Source organism: Ruegeria sp. YTSC106, from assembly GCF_059609765.1.
Genome location: NZ_JBXWMI010000005.1, coordinates 38,714 through 65,103, shown reverse-complemented (window position 1 = coordinate 65,103; position 26,390 = coordinate 38,714). Strand labels below are relative to the sequence as shown.

At 57.3% G+C, this 26,390-nt stretch carries 29 protein-coding genes and 1 riboswitch; of the genes, 13 read left to right on the top strand and 16 right to left on the bottom strand.

Annotated elements, in window-relative coordinates:
• Positions 1–180 precede the first annotated feature (180 nt).
• The 3 genes from AC2FEB_RS08660 to AC2FEB_RS08650 all read right to left on the bottom strand — a co-directional run bounded on the left by AC2FEB_RS08660 (position 181) and on the right by AC2FEB_RS08650 (position 3,040).
• Positions 181–480, bottom strand: coding sequence for a DUF6525 family protein (locus AC2FEB_RS08660; protein WP_256369643.1), 300 nt, complete (start codon positions 478–480; stop codon positions 181–183).
• Positions 481–608: 128 nt separating this feature from the next.
• Positions 609–2,294, bottom strand: a complete 1,686-nt coding sequence (locus tag AC2FEB_RS08655) for a tryptophan halogenase family protein (RefSeq protein ID WP_496676521.1) — start codon at positions 2,292–2,294, stop codon at positions 609–611.
• Between the two features lie 209 nt (positions 2,295–2,503).
• Positions 2,504–3,040 (bottom strand): hypothetical protein, encoded by a 537-nt coding sequence (locus AC2FEB_RS08650; protein ID WP_496676518.1) that lies wholly within the window; start codon positions 3,038–3,040, stop codon positions 2,504–2,506.
• Between the two features lie 217 nt (positions 3,041–3,257).
• Here AC2FEB_RS08650 and AC2FEB_RS08645 point away from each other — a divergent pair, with 217 nt between their 5' ends.
• Entirely contained in the window at positions 3,258–3,734 is a 477-nt protein-coding gene (locus AC2FEB_RS08645; protein WP_496676515.1) for a YHS domain-containing (seleno)protein, read from the top strand.
• A 24-nt stretch (positions 3,735–3,758) separates the two neighbouring features.
• Here AC2FEB_RS08645 and cmk read toward each other — a convergent pair whose 3' ends face one another.
• The 10 genes from cmk to miaB all read right to left on the bottom strand — a co-directional run bounded on the left by cmk (position 3,759) and on the right by miaB (position 14,246).
• On the bottom strand, positions 3,759–4,376 hold the full coding sequence (cmk, locus tag AC2FEB_RS08640) for a (d)CMP kinase (RefSeq protein WP_496883999.1): 618 nt from the start codon (positions 4,374–4,376) through the stop codon (positions 3,759–3,761).
• Positions 4,373–5,719, bottom strand: a complete 1,347-nt coding sequence (aroA, locus tag AC2FEB_RS08635; protein ID WP_117869790.1) for a 3-phosphoshikimate 1-carboxyvinyltransferase — start codon at positions 5,717–5,719, stop codon at positions 4,373–4,375. Before aroA ends, cmk begins: the two co-directional genes overlap by 4 nt.
• 68 nt (positions 5,720–5,787) lie before the next feature.
• A complete protein-coding gene (gene trmB / locus AC2FEB_RS08630) occupies positions 5,788–6,498 on the bottom strand; it encodes a tRNA (guanosine(46)-N7)-methyltransferase TrmB (protein ID WP_205511814.1) in 711 nt (236 codons plus the stop codon).
• 96 nt (positions 6,499–6,594) lie between these two features.
• Positions 6,595–7,776, bottom strand: a complete 1,182-nt coding sequence (metK, locus tag AC2FEB_RS08625) for a methionine adenosyltransferase (RefSeq protein WP_117869792.1) — start codon at positions 7,774–7,776, stop codon at positions 6,595–6,597.
• A 5-nt stretch (positions 7,777–7,781) separates the two neighbouring features.
• Positions 7,782–7,831, bottom strand: a riboswitch (SAM-SAH riboswitch).
• A 41-nt stretch (positions 7,832–7,872) separates the two neighbouring features.
• Positions 7,873–9,378, bottom strand: a complete 1,506-nt coding sequence (gene lnt / locus AC2FEB_RS08620; RefSeq protein ID WP_496676686.1) for an apolipoprotein N-acyltransferase — start codon at positions 9,376–9,378, stop codon at positions 7,873–7,875.
• Complete coding sequence (locus tag AC2FEB_RS08615) at positions 9,375–10,262, bottom strand: hemolysin family protein (RefSeq protein WP_496676688.1); 888 nt, start codon at positions 10,260–10,262, stop codon at positions 9,375–9,377. Before AC2FEB_RS08615 ends, lnt begins: the two co-directional genes overlap by 4 nt.
• Before the next feature lie 36 nt (positions 10,263–10,298).
• Positions 10,299–10,793 (bottom strand): rRNA maturation RNase YbeY, encoded by a 495-nt coding sequence (ybeY, locus tag AC2FEB_RS08610; protein WP_496676690.1) that lies wholly within the window; start codon positions 10,791–10,793, stop codon positions 10,299–10,301.
• Between the two features lie 36 nt (positions 10,794–10,829).
• Positions 10,830–11,852: a PhoH family protein gene (locus AC2FEB_RS08605; protein WP_496676692.1), complete on the bottom strand. Its 1,023-nt coding sequence runs from the start codon at positions 11,850–11,852 to the stop codon at positions 10,830–10,832.
• Between the two features lie 136 nt (positions 11,853–11,988).
• Positions 11,989–12,717, bottom strand: coding sequence for an outer membrane protein (locus AC2FEB_RS08600; RefSeq protein ID WP_496761269.1), 729 nt, complete (start codon positions 12,715–12,717; stop codon positions 11,989–11,991).
• Positions 12,718–12,926: 209 nt separating this feature from the next.
• A complete protein-coding gene (gene miaB / locus AC2FEB_RS08595; protein WP_496676698.1) occupies positions 12,927–14,246 on the bottom strand; it encodes a tRNA (N6-isopentenyl adenosine(37)-C2)-methylthiotransferase MiaB in 1,320 nt (439 codons plus the stop codon).
• 123 nt (positions 14,247–14,369) lie between these two features.
• Here miaB and AC2FEB_RS08590 point away from each other — a divergent pair, with 123 nt between their 5' ends.
• Positions 14,370–15,233 (top strand): glycosyltransferase family protein, encoded by an 864-nt coding sequence (locus tag AC2FEB_RS08590; RefSeq protein ID WP_496676700.1) that lies wholly within the window; start codon positions 14,370–14,372, stop codon positions 15,231–15,233.
• Positions 15,234–15,239: 6 nt separating this feature from the next.
• Here the strand turns inward: AC2FEB_RS08590 and AC2FEB_RS08585 are convergent, their stop codons facing one another.
• Positions 15,240–16,037, bottom strand: a complete 798-nt coding sequence (locus AC2FEB_RS08585; RefSeq protein WP_117869799.1) for a phytanoyl-CoA dioxygenase family protein — start codon at positions 16,035–16,037, stop codon at positions 15,240–15,242.
• 39 nt (positions 16,038–16,076) lie between these two features.
• On the opposite strand from AC2FEB_RS08585, the gene AC2FEB_RS08580 reads away from it, so the two are divergent.
• Positions 16,077–17,018: a LysR family transcriptional regulator gene (locus AC2FEB_RS08580; protein ID WP_496883998.1), complete on the top strand. Its 942-nt coding sequence runs from the start codon at positions 16,077–16,079 to the stop codon at positions 17,016–17,018.
• A gap of 4 nt (positions 17,019–17,022) precedes the next feature.
• On the opposite strand, the gene irrA is transcribed toward AC2FEB_RS08580, so the two are convergent.
• On the bottom strand, positions 17,023–17,439 hold the full coding sequence (gene irrA, locus AC2FEB_RS08575) for an iron response transcriptional regulator IrrA (RefSeq protein WP_117872833.1): 417 nt from the start codon (positions 17,437–17,439) through the stop codon (positions 17,023–17,025).
• Between the two features lie 186 nt (positions 17,440–17,625).
• Here irrA and fabA point away from each other — a divergent pair, with 186 nt between their 5' ends.
• Genes fabA through AC2FEB_RS08555 form a run of 4 tightly spaced genes read left to right on the top strand, consistent with a single transcriptional unit; the run spans position 17,626 to position 20,431 of the window.
• Positions 17,626–18,135 carry a bifunctional 3-hydroxydecanoyl-ACP dehydratase/trans-2-decenoyl-ACP isomerase gene (gene fabA, locus AC2FEB_RS08570; protein WP_496676705.1) on the top strand — a complete coding sequence of 170 codons (510 nt, stop codon included), beginning with the start codon at positions 17,626–17,628 and terminating at the stop codon, positions 18,133–18,135.
• A 31-nt stretch (positions 18,136–18,166) separates the two neighbouring features.
• A complete protein-coding gene (gene fabB / locus AC2FEB_RS08565; RefSeq protein WP_299898452.1) occupies positions 18,167–19,396 on the top strand; it encodes a beta-ketoacyl-ACP synthase I in 1,230 nt (409 codons plus the stop codon).
• Between the two features lie 5 nt (positions 19,397–19,401).
• Positions 19,402–20,193, top strand: coding sequence for an enoyl-ACP reductase FabI (locus tag AC2FEB_RS08560; RefSeq protein ID WP_117869803.1), 792 nt, complete (start codon positions 19,402–19,404; stop codon positions 20,191–20,193).
• Between the two features lie 58 nt (positions 20,194–20,251).
• Complete coding sequence (locus AC2FEB_RS08555) at positions 20,252–20,431, top strand: hypothetical protein (protein ID WP_496676708.1); 180 nt, start codon at positions 20,252–20,254, stop codon at positions 20,429–20,431.
• A 33-nt stretch (positions 20,432–20,464) separates the two neighbouring features.
• Here AC2FEB_RS08555 and AC2FEB_RS08550 read toward each other — a convergent pair whose 3' ends face one another.
• Positions 20,465–20,893: an FKBP-type peptidyl-prolyl cis-trans isomerase gene (locus AC2FEB_RS08550; protein ID WP_299639547.1), complete on the bottom strand. Its 429-nt coding sequence runs from the start codon at positions 20,891–20,893 to the stop codon at positions 20,465–20,467.
• A gap of 126 nt (positions 20,894–21,019) precedes the next feature.
• Between AC2FEB_RS08550 and AC2FEB_RS08545 the strand changes: the two genes are divergently transcribed.
• The 6 genes from AC2FEB_RS08545 to AC2FEB_RS08520 all read left to right on the top strand — a co-directional run bounded on the left by AC2FEB_RS08545 (position 21,020) and on the right by AC2FEB_RS08520 (position 26,381).
• Positions 21,020–21,706 (top strand): haloacid dehalogenase type II, encoded by a 687-nt coding sequence (locus AC2FEB_RS08545; RefSeq protein ID WP_496676711.1) that lies wholly within the window; start codon positions 21,020–21,022, stop codon positions 21,704–21,706.
• Positions 21,706–22,536, top strand: a complete 831-nt coding sequence (locus tag AC2FEB_RS08540) for an alpha/beta fold hydrolase (RefSeq protein ID WP_496676714.1) — start codon at positions 21,706–21,708, stop codon at positions 22,534–22,536. The genes AC2FEB_RS08545 and AC2FEB_RS08540 overlap by 1 nt, the downstream gene beginning before the upstream one ends.
• Positions 22,533–23,507, top strand: coding sequence for a threonine ammonia-lyase (locus tag AC2FEB_RS08535; RefSeq protein ID WP_496676718.1), 975 nt, complete (start codon positions 22,533–22,535; stop codon positions 23,505–23,507). Before AC2FEB_RS08540 ends, AC2FEB_RS08535 begins: the two co-directional genes overlap by 4 nt.
• Positions 23,508–23,567: 60 nt before the next feature.
• Positions 23,568–24,356: a 3-oxoadipate enol-lactonase gene (pcaD, locus tag AC2FEB_RS08530; RefSeq protein ID WP_496676721.1), complete on the top strand. Its 789-nt coding sequence runs from the start codon at positions 23,568–23,570 to the stop codon at positions 24,354–24,356.
• An 11-nt stretch (positions 24,357–24,367) separates the two neighbouring features.
• Positions 24,368–25,081: an alpha/beta fold hydrolase gene (locus AC2FEB_RS08525; RefSeq protein WP_496883997.1), complete on the top strand. Its 714-nt coding sequence runs from the start codon at positions 24,368–24,370 to the stop codon at positions 25,079–25,081.
• 100 nt (positions 25,082–25,181) lie between these two features.
• Complete coding sequence (locus tag AC2FEB_RS08520) at positions 25,182–26,381, top strand: TCR/Tet family MFS transporter (protein WP_496676727.1); 1,200 nt, start codon at positions 25,182–25,184, stop codon at positions 26,379–26,381.
• The last annotated feature ends 9 nt before the right edge of the window (positions 26,382–26,390 follow it).

Sequence of the window (26,390 nt, the reverse complement as noted above, 5' to 3'; positions counted from 1 at the left end):
ATGTCTTCGGACGTGACCCGGTACGCCCCTGAGCAAACAAACACAAAGGGCCGAGGTAACCCGGCCCTGCTCAGAAACGTCTTCCGGACGTTGACCGCCCTTGTATAGACAGCGCGCGTATAAGCGGATTCCCCGTTATGTGCAAGGGCAAAGCCCATGTTTTCAAGGTTTGGAAGGTCTTTACCTGGGCTCGTTGCAGGTTTTGAAGGTCCAAACCCCGGCATCGCGCCGTAGCATGGCCTGTTCGATTGCGTCCAGTCTCATCAGCGCTGCGGAAGGGTTGCGCGCACCTCCAGCCCGGTTCCAGATCTTCTGCGCCGAAACGGGACTCCACGGCAAGCTTGCCGTGGCCAACCACTGCCGCAAACCTGACGGCAAAGAATCGTAAACCTGCATTGGTGCCGCCTGTCGTCTCCGGCGTTTGAGGTTGCTCTGCAAGTTCCGACCCCTTGTTTGCCCTTGTTTCTTCTGTTGTCGCACCACATTCGCCCTTCGTAAGATATATGTGATTACATTACACTGCGATGAGCGGGTCGGAAGCAGAAAAGACGGGACCTTTGCGCCCCGCCTTTCCTAATAATACTCCCTGCGCGACGGGCAGAGAGCCTTCAGAACAGTTGCAGATCCTTCTTACCGCTTTGGATTTCAGCAAAGTTCGGCATGTTTTCGACAACAACCGGAGCAGGTGCCGCGCCCGGCATCGCCACTGTCGGTTTCATTGCCGCCGCCATTCCAAAGGCAGGTTGCTCAAGTTCCCCCCGGATATCGCGCAACAGTGTTTTGTGATCCGGCATCGACTTGATGATCTTCGCCAGATCCACTTTCGCGTTCTTCATACCCTGGAACCAAAGAGGTTTCTTCAATGGCCGAAGACGGTCGCGGATGCCTGAACCATAGCCTGTATCATAGACCTGTTTGCCCAATAGAACGGTTTGATAAACGCGGCTGTCAAACAGTGTGGCGAACTCGATATCGTGATCCATCGGCAGGCGATACTGCCACAGCTCAAGATTTTCAGCCAACCGATCCGGTACCTTCATCTCGGTGCGCGCGTCGATCCAGTATTGGTCATCGGTACGGTTGCCCAATCTATAGTGCAAACAGATGAACTCCAGAACCTCGTTATACAGCTTGTCCATCTGCCGATTGTATCTGTCCCTCAGCGAAGGCTCGATGTCTCGCGTAGGCAAATGCTCGGCGAACCAGCGTATCGCATGGTCAATCATATGGATTGCGGTGCTTTCCAGCGGCTCAATAAACCCGCCGGACAGACCTATCGCCACGCAATTCTTGACCCAGGCGTTGCGCACGCGACCAACGCGCATCGGGATTACCCGCGGTGTCAGTCCTTTGCCACTGTCACCCAGCCATTCAAGGTATTCGTCCGCCGCCTGGTCATCCGTACGATGCGCAGACGAATACACATAACCTGTGCCCACACGGTTATAGAGCGGCACCCGCCATGTCCAACCTGCGCCCAAAGCGGTGGATCTTGTGGCGCTTTCGATCTTGTCGGGATTCGGATGCTCGATCTGCAACGCCATGGCTCGATCATTGGGCAGATAGTCGGAGTAGTCCAAAAATGGCTCACCGAGAGCCTTGTTGATGATCAGCCCCCGAAACCCGGTGCAATCCACGACCATCTCAACGTCATGGCGGCCTTTTGCCTCCAGCATGAGATGACTGACATTGCCCTGTTCATCCAGTTCAACCGTTTGCACCTCATCCTGGATATGCTCCACTCCGCGCTTCGTGCAGACCCTGGTCAGCATGCCGGCAAACTTTACGGCATCCAGGTGATAGGCATACCCAAACCGTTGCTCGAATTCCGGCTGACCCAACTGACGCGCACCTTTGCACAGGCGGGCCAGATCATCATGCGGCGAGATGGACTGTGTAAAATCCCGGTCTCCGTTGCCGAAGCGCAGGAAAAATTCGGCGGCCTCCAGCCCCTCCAGCATCTGGCCGTGGGCAAAGGGGTTCATGTAATCGATGCGATTGCCCTTGGCGTCGTTGTTCCAATTGCAGAATTTCACACCCAGCTTGAAGGATGCGTTGGTCTCGCGAAAGAAACTCCGTTCCGAAATGCCCGCCTGGCGCAGCGTGACAGGCATGCGTGGAACAGTAGCCTCACCCACCCCTACGGTGGAGATATTCGGGCTTTCGATCAGGCAGATTCTCGGTCGATCCTTGGGCCCTGACGTACGTGAAAGCACCATGTCCAGGATCAGTGCGGTCATCCATCCAGCCGTACCGCCACCCACGATGGTGATTTTGTTCAAACGATTGCTCATGTAGTTTTGTCCCTGTTGGCTTGGGAAATTTTTTAGCTGCGTCCCTGTTTTTTACCGGGTTGTATCGCAGCTTTCCCTTTTCGCTGGGGAGAAACTATAGCAGCTTTCCTGCATCCATCTAGGGTCTATGACGAACCCGCATGAACGCGTGGTCTTGCAACGCCTGCCAATCGGTTGGTGTCACGCCAAACACGTATTCACGGTGCAGTTCAGATTTCCTCGCCTTTCTTCAGCAGTTCTTCAATCAGAGCGCGTTGCAGATCAGTGCTGTCGCCGCCTCCGAACTCTGCTGCACCTCCGGAATACAGGCTGCCATACGTCTTGGCGATGTTCACAGTCTGGGCCAGTCCCGAGATGAATTGGTCTTTTTCCAGCAAGGACAACGGGTGGATAAATGCAGCCCACAAGGTGCCATTGGCGATTGCGTAACGTGCATCCAGCGTGCTGTCGAAATTGGCCTGCATCATTCGGATCAAATCTTCCTCCGACAGGGCCTCGGCGCTGCGGATCGGGACCATGGCCCGCATCCGATCCGCATTGACGTCGGTGATGACCAAAACCTGTACGCCTGCGACCGCCAATTGGAACCCGGGACCGCTCGGCTCTGCTTCGGGGTCAAGCGCAAAAAGAATGTTGCCCAGGCGTTCGTAGGTCATCGGCGGTTCGGCTACTGGTGGGCTTTGCACTGTCTCTTGCGCGGCAAGGCTTCCGGCAGTGAAGACAAGAATGAGGGCTAATCGGATCATGATGACACTCCTGCGGGCATTCTTTCAGCATATGTACAAAAACCCGCACTGACCAAACAAAGCTTAGTGAACGCACCTTACTATCATTCAGATACTTGAACGATCTGCAATATCTGATGGCCTATCTGCGATTATACGTCCAGCTTTCATCCCCTATCTATGTTTTGCCGGTCGACGATCCAGTCGACCCGAACCCAGAACCGAAAGGAAGCGTGTAATGAAAACTATCGTCTTCACCGCCCTGGCAGCCGCCATCGCCCTGTCCACCCCGGCCTTTGCCGCCGACGAAATCAACGTGTCAAACGGCATCTCGGCCGCAGGTGCCCCGCTTGCCGCACATGGGGTCGATCTGGTTGCATTGGTCAATGATGGCAATCCGGTCGAAGGCTTCGCCACCCACTCGGCGACCTACGATGGTGCATCCTATTACTTCACCACCGCCGCCAACCTCGAGGCGTTCGAGGCGAACCCGGCGGCCTACCTGCCGCAGCATGGTGGGTTCTGCTCGTTCGGCGTATCGGTCGGCAAGAAGTTTGACGGAGACCCGGATCAGTACCTGGTAGTAGATGGAAAACTGTACCTGTTCCTGAACGCCGAAACCCGCGCCGCCTTCCTGAAGGACGTTCCCGCCACCGCAAAAACGGCGGACGAACAGTGGGCAAATATCAAGAGCATCGCCGTAGGCGAGCTGTAAGTTCTGCCCCCTCTGCCTGCGACGTCAGCGCGTCGCGGGCAGTTTTACGCTGATGATTTCAAGCGCTTTGGCCAATGCAGCCTCGATGCTGAGATCTGTTGTATCCAGTTGCACCGCATCCTCAGCTGGCTTCATCGGCGCAGCGCTGCGCTCTGCGTCCCGCGCATCCCGCTCTTTGACATCCGCCAGAACCCGTTCGCGCGTCACGTCAGCACCTTTTGCACTAAGCTCCAGAAACCGGCGTTCGGCTCGCACTTCTGGGCTGGCCGTTACAAACAGCTTCACCTCGGCTTTGGGACAAATCACCGTCCCGATGTCGCGCCCATCCAAGACGGCCCCACCTGACCTTCGGGCAAAGGCGCGCTGAAAATCCACCAAGGCGGCGCGAACCTCGGGAATCACCGCCACTTTGGATGCGGCCTGCGCGATTTCAGCCGTGCGCAAATCACCCTGCTCAAGCTCTTCAGCCGTCAGGGACTGCACGGCTTCAAGCGCGCCAACCCCTTCGAGGGTACGCCGTCCGACGGCCCGATACAGCAAGCCAGTGTCCAGATGGGAAAACCCGAAATGCGCCGCCACGGCCTTGGAGATCGTGCCCTTGCCCGCAGCCGCAGGTCCGTCAATGGCGACAGTGAAGCTCAACTGCGCTCTACCTTTGCCCCAAGCGACGCCATCAACGGCTCAAAAATCGGGAAGGATGTCGCGATCGGGCCACCATCATCCACGCTTACCGGGTTCTGCGCGCCCATGCCCATCACCATGAACGACATGGCAATGCGGTGATCCAGGAAGCTTTCGCACGTTCCGCCGCCCGAAACCTTGCCGATACCCAACCCTTCGACCGACCACCAGTCGTCACCCTCGTTGACCGTGACGCCGTTGGCTCGCAGACCGCGCGCCATGGCATCGATGCGGTCGCTTTCTTTCACCCGGAGTTCCTTCACTCCGCCCATCATCGTCGTACCCGTGGCGTTTGCGGCAACCACGGACAAAACCGGATATTCGTCGATCATCGAGGCCGCGCGTTCTGGCGGTACATCAATGCCCTTCATGTTTGGCGAGTATTTCGCGCGCAGATCGGCAACCGGCTCGCCGCCCTCTTCGCGCTCGTTTTCATAGGTCAGATCCGCGCCCATCTCGCGCAGCGTCGTGAATAGGCCTGCCCGTGTGGGGTTCAGGCCGATGCCGGGCACCAGCACATCGGAGCCAGGCGTAATCAGCGCCGCACAAACCGGGAAGGCCGCGCTGGACGGGTCACGGGGAACGGCGATGACTTGCGGCTTCAATTCGGGGCGCCCAGTCAAAGTGATGACCCGGCCTTCATCAGTGTCTTCCACCGTAACTTCGGCACCGAACCCGGACAACATCCGCTCGGAATGATCGCGGGTCGCCTCTTTCTCGATAACCACGGTTTTACCGGGGGCATTCAGCCCCGCCAGCAGGACGGCGGATTTCACCTGAGCTGAGGGTACCGGAACTTCGTACCGAACCGGAGTCGGGTCCGCCGCACCGACGATCGTCATGGGCAAACGCCCACCCGAGCGGCCCACGGCCTGCGCACCAAACAACTCAAGCGGATCTGTCACCCGCGCCATGGGACGCTTGTTCAGGCTGGCATCCCCGGTAAACGTCGCCGCAATCGGCGAGGTCGCCATGGCACCCATGATCAGCCGCACCCCGGTGCCGGAATTGCCGCAGTCAATCACCTGATTCGGTTCGGCAAACCCGCCGACACCCACGCCGTGCACGGTCCATTCGCCGCCACCATGATCTGTGACTTCAGCCCCGAAGGCCCGCATTGCCTTTGCGGTGTCCAACACGTCCTCACCTTCGAGCAAACCCGAGATCCTGGTCTCGCCCACCGCCATCGCGCCGAGGATCAGCGACCGGTGCGAAATCGACTTGTCCCCGGGCACCTCTGCCGTGCCGGTCAGCGGGCCGCAGGGATGCGAGGTCATCGGGATGGGCGTTCCGTGTCCGGACATGGGGGCTCCTTTTGCGCTATCAGTGCTCAAGCCGATTAGCGAATTGGCACCGGTTGGTCCAGCGGCAATCAGTCTTTGCGGCGGAAGGTCAGGTAATGGGGCGTGCGACCTTCGCGCAAGGCCTTCTGCTCGTAGCGCGTGGAAATCCAGTCCTCCCACGGCTCGCGCCAATCTGCGGGGCGTTCGGCCAACCACTCGAACCCGGCGCGGGGGACTTCCTCCAGTGTCTGCCGCACATAGTCGGGGATGTCCGTAGCGACCCGGAAGATCGATCCGGGTTTCAATACCTTCGCCAACGGCTCAAGATGTTCCGGTGTCACGAAACGGCGACGATGATGCCGGGTTTTGGGCCACGGATCGGGATACAGAAGAAAGGCGCGCGATATACTGGCCTCTGGCAGCACGTCGAATAGGTCGCGGGCATCGCCGGGATGCACGGCAAGGTTCTCAACCCCGGCCTGTCGGATTTTGCCCAGCAGCATGGCAACGCCGTTGATATAGGGCTCCGCCCCGATGATGCCGATGTCGGGGTTGCTTTGCGCCTGATGAATCAGATGTTCGCCGCCGCCAAAGCCGATTTCCAGCCACACCGGCTTACCGCCGAACAACTTGTTCAAGTCCAGCGGCCTGCGCTCAGGGTTGGTGTCCCAGTCCACCGCGCCGGGCGACAAAGCAGCCAGATCTTCGTTCAGATAGGTCTTTTGGCTGGGCTTCAGGGTCTTGCCCTTGAAGCGGCCATAGAAATTTCTGCGCGGGCGTTGTGGAGTCTCGGTGCTCATGGCCGTCGCCATACTGCGCGCCAGAGAACGTTGCAAGGGGCGCGGTACGCACAAGGTAAAAGCGCGCCCTGAAAGGCGCGCTTTGTGTTGTTCAGATCAGACCGCGGACTTCAACGCATCGACCAGATCGGTGCGCTCCCAGCTGAAACCACCGTCTTCACTCGGCTGGCGACCAAAGTGGCCATAAGCCGCTGTACGTTGGTAGATCGGCTTATTCAGCTGAAGATGCTGGCGAATGCCTCGCGGCGTCAGATCCATGACCTCACCCACGGCTTTCTCGATTGCCGCATCCGCCAATTGGCCGGTACCATGCGTGTCGGCATAGATCGACAGCGGCTTGGACACGCCAATCGCATAGCTCAGCTGAATCGTGCAGCGTTCGGCCATGCCAGCCGCCACGACGTTTTTGGCCAGATAGCGTGCTGCGTATGCTGCTGAACGGTCAACCTTGGTCGGGTCTTTGCCCGAGAACGCGCCGCCGCCATGCGGGGCCGCGCCGCCATAGGTGTCCACGATGATCTTGCGCCCGGTCAGGCCCGCGTCACCATCCGGTCCGCCGATAACGAATTTGCCGGTCGGGTTGACGTGCCATTCGGTTTCAGCCGACAGCCAGCCGTCAGGCAGGGTTTCACGGATATAAGGCTCGACGATGGCGCGGATATCATCCGAAGACAACGCTTCATCCAGGTGCTGCGTAGACAGAACGATCGAGCTAACGCCGACCGGCTTGCCGTCGCGATAAACGACTGACAGCTGCGACTTTGCATCGGGGCCCAAAGCGGGTTCGGTGCCGTTCTTGCGTACTTCCGCGAGACGCCGCAGGATAGCGTGCGAATACTGGATCGGTGCAGGCATCAGCTCCGGAGTTTCAGTCGTGGCATAACCAAACATGATGCCCTGGTCGCCGGCACCCTCGTCCTTGTTGTCCGCAGCATCAACGCCCTGAGCGATATGGGCGGATTGTTCATGCAGCAGGTTGGTTACCTCGACAGTTTCGTGGTGAAACTTGTCCTGCTCGTAACCGATGTCTTTCACACAATCACGAGCGATCTGTTCGATGCGCCCCATGTAATCGTGCAGCTTGTCTTGATCAGTCAGGCCTACTTCACCGCCAATCACAACCCGGTTGGTTGTTGCAAAGGTTTCGCAGGCCACACGGGCTTCTGGTTCTTCGTTTAGAAATGCATCAAGGACAGCATCCGAGATACGGTCGCAGACCTTGTCAGGATGCCCTTCGGAAACGGATTCCGAAGTAAATGTATAGTTCTGTCGGGACATAAATGCGCTCCATTAGGGGTTTCTCCGTCACGCCAGGAAGCCGTTGTGACAGGTCACAGACGCATACGCGCGCTTCAAGATGGGGTCAATCTCTAATTATTTGCTCAGGCGACGGATGCTGAACCACACCAGCGCAGCAAGAAACAATAGCGCCGCAAGAACAGGGCTGTCCCCGATGCGGGAATAAACTGTTGGCTGTTGTGGCTGCGGCAGGATCGCATCCACGTATCCCGCCTTGCCCAAAGCCAATGAGGCCGTGACCTGACCCAGCGGGTCAATCATCGCCGATATTCCGGTATTGGCCGAGCGGATCATTGGCAGACCCTGCTCAATCGCCCTCATCCGGGCTTGTGCCAAGTGTTGAAACGGTCCCGAACGAGTTCCGAACCATGCGTCGTTGGTGATCTGCAACAGAAAGTCCGCCCGACCCGGCGCCCCGTTTACACCCTGCGGGAACACGGCTTCGTAACAGATCAGAGGCAACGCCTTTCCCATTTTGCCAAAATCTAAGAGATCGGGCCCTGGCCCCGCGCTGAATCCATGCCCCGCTGTGGCCGCCAGCCCATAAATCCCAAAACGGCCCATCAAATCGCCAAGAGGTACATATTCTCCAAACGGGGCCAAATGGTGTTTGTCATACAGACCGCTCTGCCGCCCGGCTTCATCCAGATAGACCATCGAGTTAAAGATCCTCGGACCGTCTCCGCGCTGGATCCCCAAAACCACAGCCGTCCCCTGAGCTGCATCCGTGATGGAGGCCAAATACGGTTGTGCGCTGCCCAGCCAGGCCGGAACTGCGGTCTCGGGCCAGACGATCAGGTCCGGTCTGGGCAAAGCGGCGGAATACTCAATCTGACGGGCGAAGAACAAAGGCGCATACGCCGGGTCCCACTTTTGGTGCTGCGGCGCGTTAGGCTGAACAATACGAACTGTGTGCGGGCCGTCCTGAACCCTTGGCCGTATCGACGCATAGCCCATCGTCAGGACCACCATCACAGCTGCAAAACTCAGTGGCCGGGCCAGCGCCTGCAAGCGTCTTTCCTGAACCAATGCGGCCCCTATTGGAAACGCCACGGCATATGTCAGCGCATTCAGGCCATACGGCCCCACCAGAGACAGCAACTGCGCCATAGGTGTATCCACCCAGATTTGCGCCACACCGGCCCATGGGAACCCGGTCAGTACGTAACCCCGAGCCAGTTCGGCCAGAGACAGCGTCACAACCAGAAAATTGCTTTGTCGCATGGCCGTTGCGCCGAAATGTCGTGACAGTCGAAAGGCGACAGCCCAGAACAAGGCAAGCCCGCCGGCCATGAACACCAGCGCAAACGGTGCCATCCAGGCATGGCGCTCTGCGTCCACCTGAAAAGGCTCGATGATCCAGCTGAGTGCATGCGCAAAATAGCCGGTGGCGAAAAACCAGCCGACCCAACCCGCGCGAGCGCGGGTTTCACTGGCAAGGAAAACCGGAACGATCAAAATCAGCGCAAGAACCGTAGCGCCCCAATGCCCATGCGGTGCTTGACCAAAAGCACCGATCGCGCCCAGAGCGGCGGAGGCGAACAATCTAAACGATAACGGCCAGCCCCGGACAGGCGTCATGCAGCAACGTCCGGTAGCATGACGCGCAACCGTTTGATGCGCCGCGGGTCGGCGTCAACCACTTCGAATTCCGGGCCTTCAGGATGGATCACGACCTCGCCGCGCGCCGGAACACGCCCGGACAGCATGAAAACAAGCCCGCCCAGCGTATCGATGTCTTCTTCATCCACGTCCTCATGGCTGGTCAGGGACCGGCCGATCTCAGCCTCGAAGTCCTCAAGCGGCACACGAGCCTGCACCAGGTAGCAGCCCGGCTTTTCCTGCACCCAGAGCTGATCTTCGGCTGCATCATGTTCGTCCGCGATCTCACCTACGACCTGTTCTATCAGGTCTTCGATTGTCAGCAGCCCATCCACGCCGCCATACTCATCAATCACCAACGCCATATGGCGACGTTCGGTCTGCATCTTGGTCAGCAGGACACCAATTGGCATCGAAGGCGGCACGAACAGAAGCGTGCGCAACATAGATTTCAGGTCAAACTTGTCCGCACCGCCATTGAAACCATGGGTCAGTGCGAAATCCTTGAGGTGAACAAAGCCCAGCGGCGTATCCAGTGTTCCTTCATAGACCGGGATTCTGGACAATCCACTGTCCCGGAACACATCTGCCAGTTCATCCTTGGTGATGGTAGAAGGGACCGCGATGATCTCAGCCGTGGGAATGGCCACGTCTTCGACGCGCATCCGGCGCAGGTTCATCATCCCGCGGGGCTGAGCCACCGCTGCACTCTGCCCGTTTACCACCGGGTTTTGTTGACTCTCTTGACCCGAGAACGCATCGAAAATTCGGGAAATAAACCCGCTTTTCTCTTGAGTATTATTGCTGCTGTCCTGAGATTGCGCGCTTTGCGCCGCCCTAGAACTGCCGTCTGTTTCGCCCATTACCTTGTTCCAACTAATCGGGTCACCTGACCCACTTCATACCTTATATGGGTCATCTATACCTAACTTGCCAAGTATCTCGACCTCAATCCCTTCCATCAGAGCGGCATCGGGGTCACGAATGTGATCATATCCCAGCAAATGCAACGTTCCGTGGACAAGCAGATGAACGACGTGATCGTCAAAGTCCTTGCCTGCCTCATCGGCCTCTCGTGCACATGTGTCGAAGGAAATTGCAATATCACCCAGAGGGATTTCACCGGTGAAATCCGGCTCGGGCGGTTGGGGCACTTGTCCGGCTTGGTCCGGGGACAAATCTTCAGCCGGCCAGCTCAGAACGTTGGTTTCGGTTGGTTTGCCGCGAAACTCGGCATTCAGTTCCGAAATGCGCGCGTCATCGCAACCCAGAACGCTGACCTCGCAACACCCCGGGTCCAGTTCCGCATAGGACAGAACCGCAGAGATCGCCTGCCGCGACAAAGACTGAAGCCCCTGCCACCGGTCGTCTTCGACAGTGAGTTCCAAATTCATCTTATCGTACAACAGCCCTGTGAATGAGCCTTGCACTCAACTGGTTTCGCGGCCCGCATCAGCCTCATACGCCTCGATGATCGCGGCCACAAGCGGGTGACGCACCACATCCTTCGACGTGAAATAGTTGAAACTGATATTGGGAATCGTTTTCAACAGTCTTTCCGCATCCTGGAGCCCAGACTGAACGCCGCGTGGCAAATCCACCTGAGACCTGTCGCCGGTGATTACCATGCGGCTGCCCTCGCCCAGACGAGTCAGGAACATCTTCATCTGCATGGTCGTGGCGTTCTGTGCTTCGTCCAACACCACAAAAGCATTGGCCAACGTGCGTCCACGCATGAACGCCAGCGGTGCTATTTCGATTCGTTTTTCCTCGATCAGCTTGGCCAACTGCTTGCCGGGCAGGAAATCATTCAGCGCATCGTAAAGCGGCTGCATGTAGGGATCGACCTTGTCCTTCATGTCACCCGGTAGATAGCCCAGTTTCTCACCCGCCTCGACGGCGGGACGGCTCAGGATGATTCGATCCACATGTCCGCCAATAAACATCGACACACCAACAGCGACGGCAAGATAGGTTTTACCCGTGCCAGCTGGCCCGATGCCGAAGGCAAGCTCGTTTTGAAACAGTGACTGCACATAAGCCTTCTGGGCGTCCGTACGCGGTTCGACCAGTTTCTTGCGGGTCTTGATCTCGACTGAACCGCCCTTGAACATTTCAAGCTGGTCGCCGTCGCGGCTGCCGGTCCCCTGTTCCGAAACACCCATCCGCAGTTCCCGGTCCACGTCCGCGGCCTCAACCTCGCGCCCGCCTTCCAACCGCGTGTAAAGGGATTGCAGCACCTCAATAGCCTGCTTCTGAGCGTCTTCATCGCCCATCACGACAAGCTGATTGCCGCGGCGTACGATCTGGACGGTAAGCTTGCTTTCGATGTCGGTCAGATTGCGGTCGTATTCGCCACACAGGTCAATCAACAATCGGTTGTCGGGAAACTCTACAAACGCCTCGCGTTGGGGCATTTCATCTTGCGGTGGGGTCAGGGCACCGATGGCCAATCCGTTCTCCTGTCTTGGCAGTTCACCCCGAGCGTAGACAACAAATCTCGGTGGGCGCAAGCCACAGTTTCAAAAATAAACCCACTGATGACAAAAGCGCCGATCACATAAAAGGAAAATGCCAGTCAGACGCGCATCAGAAAGTATAGTTCAACCCGAATCTCAAACCGCCGTATTTCGGTGTCGACTTCGTGGAAAAGCCGGAACCGAATTGAATGTCTTCGGATTTGAACTGGACGTATTCGTATTCGCCGGTGACTGACCAATTGTCGGTCAGCTTGTGTTCGGCACCGATGCTTGCGGTGTATCCGCCCCGCCTGTCCGACGCCGAAAAGCTCTGTACCGAAGTTCCCGATGTGATGCTGTTGGTCGTTTCAACATCGCCCCACAGATAACCGACACTGAAAAAGTAGAGAACCCGACCGTTTCGGCTTGTCAGGCCGCTTCGATATCTGAGGGACAAAACGTCAGATATCTCTGCCTCACCCTGAACGTTCGAACCGCCGATCTGGGCCCTGACACTATCGTCCAAGGATCCGAAATCATATCCGACTTCAAAACCGTAGACAAAATCACGGCCACCCCTGGAGGGCAAAACACCGCGCCAACCACCGCGAAAGCCACCATAGGCTCCGGATACGTTCAGGTCGCCAATATCAAACAGCCCGGCGGGTGTTCTCAGTCCAAATCGATCATCCCCGCCCGATCCGTAGCCGCCGGAAACCCCCAGGTAAAATGCACTGACGTCACTGCTGAATTTCTTGGGGCTAATTAAAACTGGATCGGCTGTTTTGCCCTTCAAATCCCCGGCGATCGTCGCGCTGGCAAGTAGAGTGACCGCGGAAGCCACGGGCAAGGTTTTCACCAGGCTCAAGGCCCTGAAGCTCTTCAAGATTGACACTCGTACCTCCATCACTCCGATCTCCGGATCGGTGCATAATCGTTTTTTAGACGCAAAAACTGGCGCCCGAAAAAACATGGCTCCTCTCGGAGCATAGTTCCAAGCAATAAATCAAGGGTAAATTTTGGAAACAAACACCAACTATGGTGCTTGAACGGCGGAATCTCACCGACTCAGAGCAATTCACCTGCCAAAGAGTTGGCGCCCGACTCGGTGATCCGTACCTCTTTCAGATCACCAACGGCAATCTCGGGGCCTTTTACGTGAACCGAATGAAGATACTCGGATTTTCCGACCATTTGACCAGGCAGGCGGCCCGGTTTTTCAAACAAGACGCGGACTGTACGGCCAACCATACCGTCCTGAATTTCCCTTTGGTGTCGCGTGATAAGGGCCTGAAGGCGCTGTAACCGTTCATCCGCCGCAGCCGGATCAACCTGAGCCCGCTCGGCCGCAGGTGTTCCCGGGCGTGTGGAGTATTTGAATGAATAGGCGTAGCCGTATTTGACCTCTTCAACCAAATCCATCGTTGCCTGAAAATCCTCTTCGGCTTCCTCGGGGAAGCCGACGATGAAATCCCCTGACATCACGATATCCGGGCGCGCTGCACGAATGCGCTCGATCAGGCGCAGATAGCTCTCTGCCGTGTGACTGCGATTCATCCGCTTGAGAATACGGTCCGAGCCCGACTGAACCGGCAGGTGCAGATACGGCATCAGCTTGTCACAGGTGCCATGCGCCTCGATCAGGTCATCCGCCATGTCATTTGGGTGCGACGTGGTAAAACGGATTCGCTCCAGTCCGTCGACCTTGTTCAGTTCCCAGATCAAACCCGCCAGGGTCATGTCACCATTCACCCCGGCCCCATGATAGGCGTTGACGTTCTGCCCCAACAAGGTGATCTCGCGCACACCACGTTCGACCAAATCGTGGGCTTCACGGATGATGCGATCCGCCGGACGGCTGACTTCAGCACCACGGGTATAAGGCACGACGCAGAAGGCGCAGAACTTGTCGCAGCCTTCCTGAACCGTCAGAAACGCCGTCGGGCCGCGTTTGGCCTTGGGACGGTTTTTCAGCTTTTCGAACTTGTCTTCCTCGGGGAAGTCAGTGTCCAGCGCCTTTTCGCCCGCTCGGGTCTTGGCCTCCATCTCGGGCAGACGATGATAGCTTTGCGGACCAACGACCAGATCAACCAGCGGCTGGCGGCGCATGATCTCTTCACCTTCGGCCTGCGCAACGCATCCCGCCACACCGATTTTCAGGTCAGGCTTTTCGGCCTTCAGCCCCTTGAAGCGACCGAGTTCCGAATACACTTTCTCAGCCGCTTTTTCGCGGATGTGACAGGTGTTCAGCAGGATCATATCGGCATCATCAGGCGTCTTGGTTTCGACATAGCCCTGCCCGCCCAGCGCCTCGGACATGCGTTCGCTGTCATAGACATTCATCTGACAGCCATAAGTCTTGATAAACAGCTTCTTCGGTTCGGACATGGGACGGGCCTTTGCATTCGCTGGATCGGCGTCGTCTATACGCTTAGAACGCCGCTTGCAATGCGGGCGCAATTACCCGAATTTGGCAGGACTTTCCAGCAAAGCCGGACCCAAAAGCACCCGATGACATACGATTCCCTCGACCATTTCCTTAAATCGGGCCAAGCCGCATTGGCCAAGGGCCCGGTTGCTTTGATTTTTGCCGAGGACGAGGTGGAGTTGGCCAGCACGCTGCATCATCATCTGACGCTGGGCTTCAAATCAGTCATCGTATTTGCGCCGGACGAGTTTCATCTGACTGATGACCTGTCCGCCAAGGTCCATCGGGTCCGTTTGAAATGTGTTCCGCGGTTGGTTGTGTTTGAAACAATAAACAGGATCATTCAGGCCGCACCCGGTATCTGGATGTATTATTGCTACAACGCCGAATACCTGTTTTTTCCATATTGCGAAACACGCAGCGTGGGCGAGATGCTGGTCTTTCACAGTGAAGAGCGTCGCAATGCGATGCTCAGCTATGTCCTCGACCTTTACGCAGAGGATCTGACCGCAAATCCCAACGGCGTGGCCCCAGATCAGGCCATGTTCGACAGCGCAGGGTATTACGCCCATACCCGACACGACCCAAGCGGCCAACCGCTGGACCGTCAGGTAGATCTTTCCGGTGGGTTGCGGTGGCGATTCGAGGACCACATTCCTTACGAACGTCGCAGGATCGACCGCATCGCTTTGTTCAAGGCTCAAAAAAACTTGGTGCTGAGACCCGACCACACCTTTAACGAACCGGAATACAATACCTATTCCTGTCCCTGGCATCACAACTTAACGGCCGCTATCTGTTCCTTCCGGGCCGCGAAAGCTCTGAAATCCAATGCTGGGTCAACATTTGACATCCGCAGCTTTCGCTGGCGCAATTCGGTGCCGTTTGAATGGCGGTCACGCCAGTTGCTGGATCTCGGGCTGATCGAATCAGGTCAGTGGTTCTGAGCCGGCTTAGCGCTGCAACAATATCGGAAACCAATCCTCGCGCAGGCGCTGTCCCGGCGTCATGTCATGACCGGGAAACGGGGGCGAGGTTCGGCCGGGGCGCTCTACATACCGGGCATCGTCGCCTACCAGCCGCAGTGAAAAGGCGCGGCGACGGCTGTCTGACTGGTTTCCGCGCGCGCCGTGCAGCGTGCGATAGTTGAATGCAACGGCATCGCCGGGCTCCATCTCGAATTCGACAACCTTCATACCCTCGGCATCCGGGTCCGGCACTGGGATGTACTGACCTTCATCCGCGAAAAAGCCTTCTTCGGAAACCCATCGGGTCGGCAGAACCTCCTTCTCCCAACGGTGTGACCCGGCGACGCAACGCAGGGTCGCCTGCCTGACCGGATCAAGCGGAGACCAGAAGCTGATCGTCTGCTGACCCTCGACGAAATAATAGGGACCATCCTGATGCCACGGTGTCGCCATCGACGTTCCGGGTTCTTTGACCAACACGTGATCATGAAACATCTGAACGCTTTTCGATTGCATCAGATCAGCTGCAACCTCGGCCGCGGGAGAGGTCTCGATCACCTCGCGGAACTGTGGAATCCGGGTCCAGTTGCAATAATCATCAAAGAAACGACCTGTTTCACCGGCCTTCTTGTTTTCGGACGCGTACGGGCCGGGATCGGTCATATTCGCAGCCACCCCGTCCCGCAGCTGATCCACGTGGTTCGCGAACAATCCTTTGATCAGCACGACGCCATCCGCCTGATAAGTATCGATCATCTGCTGAGAAACAAGAGAGTGTGGCATCAGAGGCTCCTATGGATTTTCTGTTTATTGCTCTGAAAAATGTATTCTGTTCAAATCATATCTTTAGAAGCTATTATTAACCTCATGTTATATATTTCGCTGCGCCAATATGAATATGTCTGTGCAGTCGGGCGCCACGGCAGTTTGTCGGCGGCAGCCCAACATCTCAATGTTTCACAACCAGCCTTGTCTACTGCTCTGACGCGCGTTGAAGCCCATTTGGGGTATCCGTTATTCGTCCGCCGGCGCGGGGCGGCCATGGCGCTGACACCTCAGGGGCGTAGTTTCATAGACCGGGCTGAGGTCCTGCTGAAAAATGCTGCCCGAATCGAGGCGTCCGATACCTCCGTACCGGAAACAACCAAACTGAGATTAGGCTGCTTTACGGATCTGGCCCCCTTCCTGTTGGCTCCGGCCCTGCAACATCTTCGCGCCACCTTCGCCGATATCAACCTTACATACGTGGCGGAGTCTTTCGAAGGACTGCTGAATGGATTGATGGAGGGTCAGATTGACATCGCGATTACCTACGACCTGACCATGGACGCTGGGTTCGCTCGTACAAAACTGTTCGACAGCAGGCCGAAGGCCCTGATGCCCCCGGATCACCCACTGGCGACAACCACCGAAGTCACTCTTGCTGCGCTGGAAAGCTACCCGCTGATTTTGTCTGCGGAAGGCTTGTCGGCGCAACATATTCTTGGCCTGTTTCGGCAAAACGGTCTACGCCCGTCCGTCGCACACCGGGCGGCTTCACTAGAGATTCAACGCAGCCTTGCGGCTCATGGTGAGGGAATCGGGATCAGCTATGCCAGCCCACCCAGCACCTTCAGCTATGACACCAAGCGTCTGGTCAGCGTGCCTATCACCGATCGGGACGCAGCAGAATCCGTTGTTCTGGCACGCCACGGAACGGGTCCAGCTGACACGGTCATAGGAAAGGCTGAACACGTTTTACTGGCCGGGCTGACGGGCGTTTAAGATCTTATTTCCTGCGCAAGCGGATGACGACATCGACAGACGCGATTTCGACACCTTCCGGCGCCTCGGGAAGACGCTGAATGACAAGCTGATCCGACGGCGCATCACTTAGCCGCGCGTCGTCTTCCCAATAGAAATGTGGATGATCATGCGTGTTCGTGTCGAAGTAGCTCTTGGATCCGTCCACCGTAATTTCCTGCAGCACACCTGCATCGCAAAACGCACGCAGAGTGTTGTAGACCGTTGCCAGAGACACGGCATCCCCGTTCGCCTTCGCCGATTCAAAAAGGCTTTCAGCAGTGACATGGCGATGTCGGCCGTCGCCCACCAGAAGCTCGGCCAGCGCCACGCGCTGACGCGTCGGTCGCAAGCCGGCATTCACCAGCCAACCCGTTGCGATTTCGCGGCTCTGAGGTGTCATCGATCCGATACCCATTATTGCTGCCTTTATATATAGGGGCGCATCACCGGCAATTTCAAATGAAATTCATTCGCAAGATAAGTGTCAACACAACATGATGTGGCGAGCTGCTCTTGCAGGACCTTGCAAACGGGTGCTAGACGAGGCCAGATGTAAAGACAGACCCCCGGCAGGAAAGGCGGCAGAATGGCCCAGTTCCCAAGCAGTTTTGACAAAGATGATCTGCTGAAATGCGCTCGTGGCGAGTTATTTGGCCCCGGCAATGCACAATTGCCCGCCCCACCGATGCTGATGATGGACCGGATCACCGACATCTCGGCTGATGGTGGTCTGCACGGCAAAGGCAATGTGCTGGCCGAATTTGATATCACACCTGACCTTTGGTTCTTTGACTGCCACTTCCCCGGCAACCCGATTATGCCTGGTTGTCTGGGCCTTGACGGGCTGTGGCAACTGACCGGCTTCAACCTTGGCTGGCGTGGTTGGCAGGGGCGCGGCATGGCTGTCGGCGTAGGTGAAGTAAAGCTGACCGGCATGGTCCGCCCGGACCGTAAGATGCTGACGTATAAAATCGATTTCAAAAAAGCGATTCAAACACGCCGCCTGACAATGGGTGTGGCAGATGGCATCGTCGAAGCCGATGGCGAGATGATTTATGATGTCAAAGACATGAAGGTCGTTCTATCCGAGGCTTGAACCTGAACGGTCTGAAATAAGGAGTGCGCACATGCGTCGAGTAGTCGTCACCGGTCTGGGGGTTGTGTCCTCGATCGGGAACAATGCTGAAGAGGTTCTGGCCTCGCTCAAAGCAGGCAAATCCGGGATCGTGGCCAGCGAGCAGATGGCCGAACATGGTTTTCGCAGCCAGATCGCAGGTACGCTCAAGATCGACGTGGCCCAGCATGTGGACAAGCGTACATTGCGCTTCATGGGTCCCGGGGCCGCCTATGCACATATCGCCATGAGCCAGGCGATTGCCGATTCAGGGCTGACAGAAGACCAGATCGTCAACCCCCGTACTGGGCTGGTTGCAGGTTCTGGCGGACCATCGACCAGCGCCATGCTGACGGCGCATCAGACCGTTCTGAAGACAGGCGCGACCAAGCGGATCGGGCCATTTGCCGTGCCGAAATGCATGTGCTCGACGATTTCGGCAAACCTGGCGACGGCATTCAAGATCAAGGGCATAAATTATTCGATCACGTCCGCCTGCTCGACTTCGCTGCATTGCATTGGCAACGCGGCCGAACAGATCATGCTGGGCAAGCAGGATGTGATGTTCGCCGGCGGCGGAGAGGAACTGGACTGGACCCTGTCCTGCCTGTTCGACGCAATGGGCGCGATGTCGTCGAAATATAATGACACACCCGACAGAGCCTCGCGCGCGTTCGACGAAAACCGCGATGGTTTCGTGATCTCGGGCGGTGGTGGAATCGTTGTTTTGGAAGAGCTGGGCCACGCTTTGGCGCGCGGCGCCAAAATTTATGCTGAAGTTACAGGTTATGCCGCAACTTCAGACGGCCACGACATGGTTGCCCCTTCAGGTGAGGGCGGCGAGCGCGCGATGCGTCTAGCTCTGGATACCGTGCCCGAGGGGCGCAAGGTTGGCTATATCAATGCCCATGGCACCTCGACCCCCGTCGGCGATGTGGGTGAGGTCGAGGCCGTGCGTCGCATCTTTGGCGAAGGCAATGTGCCACCTATCTCGTCGACCAAGTCGATGACAGGCCACGCTCAGGGCGCGGCGGGTGCGCTTGAGACGATTTTCTGCCTGCTGATGCTGGAAAACGATTTCATTACACCATCGATCAATGTCGATACGCTTGCCGAAGGCATTCAGCCCGGTGAAATTGCAACTCAAGTGGTTGAAAACGCAGGACTGGACAGTGTCATGACCAACAGCTTCGGCTTTGGCGGCACAAACGGGTCCATGGTTTTGTCAAAGTATAACGGGTGAAAGTAATGTCGGATCTTCTCAAAGGTAAACGCGGCCTGATCATGGGCGTGGCCAATGACCGCTCGATTGCTTGGGGCATTGCCAAGGCCATGCACGAGGCTGGTGCCGAACTGGCTTTCACCTATCAGGGCGAGGCATTTGGCAAACGGTTGGAGCCGCTGGCTCAGAGCCTGGGCAGCGATTTCATGGTCGATGCGGATGTCACCGACGACGAGTCGCTGGATCGCGCTTTTGGCGAACTGGCCGAACGTTGGCCCACCATCGATTTTTTGGTCCATGCTATCGCATATTCGGATAAGTCCGAGCTGACAGGTCGTTTCCTGAATACCACACGCGCGAATTTCAAGCATTCGATGGATGTCTCGGCCTATTCCTTCATAGAGGTCGCGCGCCGCGCCTATCCTTTGATGAAAGACAATGGCGGTTCCCTGCTGACCCTGACTTATCAGGGATCCAACCGGGTTGTACCGAACTACAACGTGATGGGTGTCGCAAAGGCTGCGCTGGAATCGGCAACCCGGTATCTGGCCAACGATCTGGGGCCCGATGGCATCCGCGTAAACGCAATTTCCCCGGGACCGATGAAGACTCTCGCCGGGGCAGCCATTGGCGGCGCGCGCAAGACCTACAAGTTCTGCGATCAGAATGCGCCGTTGCGTTCTAACGCAACACTTGAAGCGGTCGGCGGTACCGCAGTGTATCTAACCTCGGATGCAGGTGCCTGCACTTCAGGTGAGATCATCCGCGTTGATGGTGGTTTCCACGTACTGGGCATGCCTCAGCCCGAAGCCATGTGACTATTTCTTTCCCTGCCGCTGCCCAGATTTCACCATCATTTCGCGGCAGGAAAACAATATGAGCAAGCTAGACCAAATCATCGCAAACAATGCACGCGCAACGCAAAATCGGCGTAAGCCCGGTTTTCTCAGCCAACGGGCCAGAGTGCTTTTGCTAACATTGACTTCACTGTTGCTGGTGTTTGTCTTCTTTACTCAGCCACAGATGCGTGCCGCGATTCACTCTCTGATGGGCTGAGATACGGGCCGGACATCCGGCCCGAACCTCGTCTTAGTTGACTGAAACGACTTCGATCTCGAAAACCAGATCCTGCCCGGCCAGCGGGTGATTTGCATCCAGCGTAACAGTGGCTTCGTTCGAATCCACGACCGTTACCGGTACGGCCTGACCCTCTGGTGTTTGCATCTGCAACTGTGTCCCGGGATCCAGAGGAATGTCATCCGGAATACCTTCGCGGGGAATTTCCTGACACATTGCAGGGTTGATCGGGCCGTAGGCGTCCGTGCAGGCAATCTCGACCCGCGTCTTGTCCCCGGTGGACAGACCCGGCATGGCACTGTCCAAACCCGGGATGATCTGGCCCGACCCAACCACGAATTCCAGCGGGTCACGCCCGTCAGAGCTGTCAAAGACTTTTCCGTCCAGCAACGTCCCGGTGTAGTGAATGCGAACCGTGTCGCCCTGTTTTATTTCAGTCATCGTGGCCTCCGGCCGTTCTAAAGAGTTAAGCGGCCAACCCTAGAGGTTGACACAATGTTGTAAAGCCTCGGCCCTTTCACCCCATTCCCCGATGTGCCAACCTGCGCGCAATCAGAGGAGGATCATATGGCGATCACGACCTGTGTGTTCGACGCCTACGGTACATTATTCGATGTTGCTGCGGCTGCCCGACAGGCGGCAGACGAGCCGGGCTTTGAAGCGCTGAAAGACAAGTGGCCCACAGTCGCGGGACATTGGCGCCTGAAGCAACTGCAGTACACATGGCTACGCGCCGTAGCGGATGCGCATGCGGACTTCTGGGATGTCACCCAGGACGGGCTGGATTGGGCCTTGGAAGCCGCGGGCTTGCAAGGCGACCCGGAACTGCGCCAGCGTCTGCTTGATCTCTATTGGGAGTTGCAGGCTTACCCTGAGGTTCCTGCCATGTTGAAAACCCTCAAGGATGGTGGGCTGCGGACAGCCATCCTGTCCAACGGTTCGCCCCCCATGCTGGAAGGCGCAGTGCAATCTGCCGGGATTGGCGATGTGCTGGATGATATTCTGTCGGTCGAAAGTGTCGGCGTCTTCAAACCCCATGCCCGCGTCTATGATCTGGTGCAAGAAAGGTTTGGCTGTGCCCGCGATGAGGTTTTGTTCGTCAGCTCAAACGGTTGGGATGCTGCCGGGGCCAGCGGGTACGGTTTTGTAACCGCATGGGTCAATCGGATTTCTGAACCTATGGACCGCCTTCCGTGGACACCTGCACATGTGTTGTCCGATTTGACCTCGGTTCCCAAGTTGGCCGGTCTCTGATGCCAGAATTCATGACAACGGACGGCAGGCGCATCTACTATGAGGAAACCGGGACCGGCACACCGCTTTTGTGTCTGGCCGGCTTGACCCGAAACAGCCGCGATTTTTCATTCTTTGCGCCATATGCCTCTGACCTGCGCATGATCACTATGGATTACAGGGGGCGCGGCCGTTCGGAATATGATCCCGATTACATGAACTACAACATCTTTCGCGAATCCCATGACGCGATTGAGCTGCTGGATGTTCTGGGGATCCAGAGAGCCGCCATTCTGGGCACATCGCGCGGCGGACTGATCGCCATGACGCTGGCCGCAAGCCATCCTGAACGTCTTGCCGCTGTTATTCTGAATGACGTGGGACCAGTTATCGAGCCGACGGGTATAGCTAAAATCATGGCCTACGTGGGCACACAACCCGCTGCCAAAACCCATGATGAAGCTGCCGCTGCATTGAAACACGTCATGGAAGCGCAATTTCCCGGAGTTCCGTTGGAAACCTGGCGCAAACAGGCTGAAATTCAGTATGAAATGCGGGACGATGGGCTGAAACTTCGATATGATCCAGCCTTGCGCAAAGCGCTTCTTGAGCAAGCTGCAAGCGGGGCAGCACCGGATTTATGGATACTCTTTGAAGCCTTGCGCGACATTCCCACCGGTGTGATCCGGGGCGCGAATTCCGATATTCTGGGCTCGAACACGCTGACGGAGATGCACAGCCGCCTTCCCGGCCTGATTTCGATCGAAGTGCCCGATCGTGGGCATGTTCCGTTCCTGAACGAACCCCAATCACTGGACCTGATACAGAAGGTATTGAAGAACGCCGCATGAGCACACTTGAGATGATCGAAGCCGCCGCAGATCGGCTGAAAGGACACGTCCGCGAAACACCGATCCTGTCGTCGCCCTTTCTCGACAACCTCGCAAGCCGCCGAATCTGGGTCAAACCGGAATGCCTGCAACATACCGGCAGTTTCAAGTTTCGCGGCGCGTGGTCGGCCATTTCCGCGCTGGATGAGGGCGTACGCAAGCGCGGCGTGATCGCATATTCATCGGGCAACCACGCGCAGGGCGTTGCGATGGCTGCTTCGAAACATCGTATTGCCTCGGTCATCGTCATGCCGTCAGACGCGCCGCAACTCAAGATCGACAATACCCGCGCGCTGGGCGGAGAAGTCGTTTTGTACGATCGCGCGAATGAAAGCCGGGAGGAGATTGGCGAAGCCATCGCGGCAGAGCGTGGTCTGACCTTGATCCGCCCCTATGACGAACCGCAGGTCATCGCGGGGCAAGGCACAACTGGGCTTGAAATCGCGAAGCAGGCTGCGGAACTTGGGGTTTCGCATGCGGATGTTCTGATCTGTTGCGGCGGAGGGGGTTTGACCTCTGGCATTGCGCTGGCATTGGAAAAACACGCGCCGAACTTGCGGGCGCGGCCCTGTGAGCCGGAAGGGTTCGACGACGTCAAACGATCATTGGCGTCAGGTCAAATTCAAAACAACACTGCGGCTTCAGGAAACATATGCGATGCCATCCTGACACCACAGCCTGGCGACATCACCTTTCCGATTCTTCATCGTCTTTGTGGGCCCGGAATGTCTGTCACAGAAGAAGAGGCGTTGCAGGCCATGGCACATGCATTTCTGCGCCTCAAAATCGTATTGGAGCCCGGTGGTGCCGTAGCGCTGGCCTCGGCCCTTTTCCGGGGCAACGAGATCGAGGGTGACGATGTGATCGTCGTCACCTCGGGCGGTAATGTCGATCCGGAAATATTCGCTAAGGCGTTGGAATTCCTGACCTGACAAGTGTACCAAAGCCGTGCAAATTGCACCAGGAACGCCGTGACGACAAGGACCTTTGTCATGATGATCGCTGATCTGGGCGACGTGAAGCTGAACTATCGCATCGACGGCCCCACGGGCGGTGCACCCATTGTGTTTGCCAATTCCCTGGGAACCGACCTGCATCTATGGGATGCGGTGCTGCCATACATGCCCGACGGGCTGCGCATCATCCGATATGACAAGCGTGGGCACGGGCAATCCTCGGTGCCGCCTGCACCCTATTCGATGGGCGCTTTGGTGCGGGATGCAGAGGCGCTGCTGGATCACCTTCAGGTTCGCGATTGCGTCTTTGTCGGCCTCTCGATTGGCGGGATGATCGCGCAGGGGCTGGCGGTCAAACGCATGGACCAGATTCGTGCGCTGGTGCTGTCGAACACCGCTGCCAAGATCGCCACGCCTTCGGTCTGGCAAGAGCGCATTCAGGCGGTGCGAAAGGGTGGGATCGAGGCTCTGGCCGACGCCACGATGGAGCGCTGGTTCTCGCGCGAATACCGCCGCGCGCAAAACCACCTGCACTGGCGCGATATGATGGTCAGCCAACCAGTCGAAGGGTATCTGGGCTGCTGTGCCGCCATTGCCGGTACCGACTTTTATACCCCCACAAGCGGCCTGCGCCTGCCCACGCTTGGGATTGCGGGCAGCGAAGACGGATCTACACCGCCCGATCTGGTGCGGGAAACGATTGATCTTGTTCCCGGATCCCGATTTCGGCTGATCCGCCGCGCAGGACATTTGCCTTGCGTTGAGAAACCCGCGGAATACGCAGAAATCCTGACCGGATTTCTGACCGAAATCGGACATGTCTGAAGGAGAATGACATGGCGTCCTTCCTGTTGGTCCATGGCTCGTGTCACGGCGCCTGGTGCTGGCGCGACCTGATCCCCGCTTTGGAAACCCTGGGCCATTGCGCCCGCGCCATCGACATGCCCAGCCATGGTGCAGACCCCACGCCGGTGGCCGACGTCACGCTGGACAGTTGCCGCGATGCCATTTTGAACGCCTGTACACCCGATACGATCATCGTCGGCCATTCCTGGGCCGGCTTTCCGATCAGCGCAGCAGCCGAGGCGCGTCCAAATGCGATGCGCGCCTTGATTTATCTGTGCGCCTATGTCCCTCGGGATGGTCTTTCGATGGCAGAAATGCGCAGACGCGGGCCGCGGCAAACCATAGTTCACGCGGTAGAAAAATCTGCAGACGGGCTTTCCTACACCGTGTCCGTAGATGCCATCCCAAAGCTGTTTTATCACGACTGCCCGGACGACATCCTGCCTTACGCGTACGCGCGCCTGTGTCCGCAAGCCATCCATCCACAAGAAACACCGCTGACAGTCGGTCCGCGCTTTGCCAAAGTCCCCAAGGCCTATATCCGAACAACCGATGACCACACGATTCCAACCGAGTACCAGGCAGACATGAGTGCCTGCGTTCCCGAAGATCTTCGGCGCACAATCGACAGCTCACATTCACCGTTTTTTTCACATCCGCAGGAATTGGCTGAGCTTTTGTCCGAACTGGCAGGCAAACTCTAGTAACCTGTCTTAACGACATGGGTTGTGAGGGCGAACTCTCTCTTCCCTCATTCGTCGAGCATGAATAGGGTGCCGCACACAACTCATTTGTTCTGGTCCCATGCGTCTGCCGTTTTTCTTCATCCTCAGCATCGTCATGATCGATGCCATGGGCATTGGTCTTGTGATGCCGATCATGCCGCAACTGATTGTCGAGGTTCAGGGCGGCACCCTGGCCAATGCCGCAATCTGGGGCGGTGTGCTGAGTACAGCGTTTGCGGCAATGCAATTCATCTTTGGGCCCATTCTGGGAAACCTGTCCGATGCTTATGGGCGCAGAACCGTATTGCTGGTGTCTTTGTTCGTTATGGCCTTGGACTACATCGTCATGGCCGTGGCGGGCAGCATCTGGCTTTTGCTGGCCGGTCGTATCATCGGAGGCATTACGGCGGCCACCCATTCGACAGCCGCGGCTTTCATGGCGGATGTGTCCGACCCAAAAGACAAGGCCGCAAATTTCGGCCTTCTGGGCGCGGCTTTTGGCGTAGGTTTCGTCCTGGGTCCGGTGATTGGCGGATTGCTTGGCGAATTCGGAACCCGGGCGCCATTCTGGGCTGCGGCAGGGTTGGCGGCGCTGACCTTTTGCGTCGGATACTTCGTGATACCTGAAACGGTAACCGCCGAGAACCGGCGTGATTTCAACCTGCGGCGCGCAAATCCGGTGAATTCGCTTCGCGCCATTGCAGCATTGCCGGGCATCCGGCCGATGCTGTGGGTCTATTTCCTGTATTCGGTTTCAATCTACGTCTATCCCGCCATCTGGTCTTACTTCACAACCGAGCGGTTCGGTTGGTCACCGCAAATGATCGGCCTATCTCTTGGTGTCTATGGTATCGGAATGGCCGTCGTGCAAGGCGGCCTGATCCGCCCGGCCATCCGGCTTTTGGGCGAGCGGGGTACAATCATCTATGGCATGGTTTTTGAGATCATAAGCTTTGCCATTCTGGCCTTTCTGACCAACGGCCTGATCGCACTGCTTCTCATCCCAATTACCGCCATTGGGGCGGTCATCACGCCCGCCCTTCAGGCAATGATGTCAAGGGCCACACCAGATTCGCAGCAAGGCGAATTGCAAGGTGTCCTGACTGCGTTGCATGCGCTTTCCATGGTGATCTCACCGTTGGTGATGACCAGCGTATTCGCGCAGTTCATTCGACCCGACACCCCGCTCTACCTGCCCGGCGCCCCTTTTCTGTTGGCACTTTTGTTGATGCTGGCAGGATTTCTTCTGTTCAGGCGGTCCCGGCCTGCCGTAGCGTAACAACGACAC

Coding starts and splice junctions, on each gene's coding strand:
- AC2FEB_RS08655 (WP_496676521.1), bottom strand. CDS start 2,294: ATGAGCAATCGTTTGAACAAAATCACCATCGTGGGTGGCGGTACGGCT.
- AC2FEB_RS08650 (WP_496676518.1), bottom strand. CDS start 3,040: ATGATCCGATTAGCCCTCATTCTTGTCTTCACTGCCGGAAGCCTTGCC.
- AC2FEB_RS08645 (WP_496676515.1), top strand. CDS start 3,258: ATGAAAACTATCGTCTTCACCGCCCTGGCAGCCGCCATCGCCCTGTCC.
- aroA (WP_117869790.1), bottom strand. CDS start 5,719: ATGTCCGGACACGGAACGCCCATCCCGATGACCTCGCATCCCTGCGGC.
- trmB (WP_205511814.1), bottom strand. CDS start 6,498: ATGAGCACCGAGACTCCACAACGCCCGCGCAGAAATTTCTATGGCCGC.
- metK (WP_117869792.1), bottom strand. CDS start 7,776: ATGTCCCGACAGAACTATACATTTACTTCGGAATCCGTTTCCGAAGGG.
- lnt (WP_496676686.1), bottom strand. CDS start 9,378: ATGACGCCTGTCCGGGGCTGGCCGTTATCGTTTAGATTGTTCGCCTCC.
- AC2FEB_RS08615 (WP_496676688.1), bottom strand. CDS start 10,262: ATGGGCGAAACAGACGGCAGTTCTAGGGCGGCGCAAAGCGCGCAATCT.
- ybeY (WP_496676690.1), bottom strand. CDS start 10,793: ATGAATTTGGAACTCACTGTCGAAGACGACCGGTGGCAGGGGCTTCAG.
- miaB (WP_496676698.1), bottom strand. CDS start 14,246: ATGTCCGAACCGAAGAAGCTGTTTATCAAGACTTATGGCTGTCAGATG.
- AC2FEB_RS08590 (WP_496676700.1), top strand. CDS start 14,370: ATGACATACGATTCCCTCGACCATTTCCTTAAATCGGGCCAAGCCGCA.
- AC2FEB_RS08585 (WP_117869799.1), bottom strand. CDS start 16,037: ATGCCACACTCTCTTGTTTCTCAGCAGATGATCGATACTTATCAGGCG.
- AC2FEB_RS08580 (WP_496883998.1), top strand. CDS start 16,077: ATGTATTCTGTTCAAATCATATCTTTAGAAGCTATTATTAACCTCATG.
- irrA (WP_117872833.1), bottom strand. CDS start 17,439: ATGACACCTCAGAGCCGCGAAATCGCAACGGGTTGGCTGGTGAATGCC.
- fabA (WP_496676705.1), top strand. CDS start 17,626: ATGGCCCAGTTCCCAAGCAGTTTTGACAAAGATGATCTGCTGAAATGC.
- fabB (WP_299898452.1), top strand. CDS start 18,167: ATGCGTCGAGTAGTCGTCACCGGTCTGGGGGTTGTGTCCTCGATCGGG.
- AC2FEB_RS08560 (WP_117869803.1), top strand. CDS start 19,402: ATGTCGGATCTTCTCAAAGGTAAACGCGGCCTGATCATGGGCGTGGCC.
- AC2FEB_RS08555 (WP_496676708.1), top strand. CDS start 20,252: ATGAGCAAGCTAGACCAAATCATCGCAAACAATGCACGCGCAACGCAA.
- AC2FEB_RS08550 (WP_299639547.1), bottom strand. CDS start 20,893: ATGACTGAAATAAAACAGGGCGACACGGTTCGCATTCACTACACCGGG.
- AC2FEB_RS08545 (WP_496676711.1), top strand. CDS start 21,020: ATGGCGATCACGACCTGTGTGTTCGACGCCTACGGTACATTATTCGAT.
- AC2FEB_RS08540 (WP_496676714.1), top strand. CDS start 21,706: ATGCCAGAATTCATGACAACGGACGGCAGGCGCATCTACTATGAGGAA.
- AC2FEB_RS08535 (WP_496676718.1), top strand. CDS start 22,533: ATGAGCACACTTGAGATGATCGAAGCCGCCGCAGATCGGCTGAAAGGA.
- pcaD (WP_496676721.1), top strand. CDS start 23,568: ATGATGATCGCTGATCTGGGCGACGTGAAGCTGAACTATCGCATCGAC.
- AC2FEB_RS08525 (WP_496883997.1), top strand. CDS start 24,368: ATGGCGTCCTTCCTGTTGGTCCATGGCTCGTGTCACGGCGCCTGGTGC.
- AC2FEB_RS08520 (WP_496676727.1), top strand. CDS start 25,182: ATGCGTCTGCCGTTTTTCTTCATCCTCAGCATCGTCATGATCGATGCC.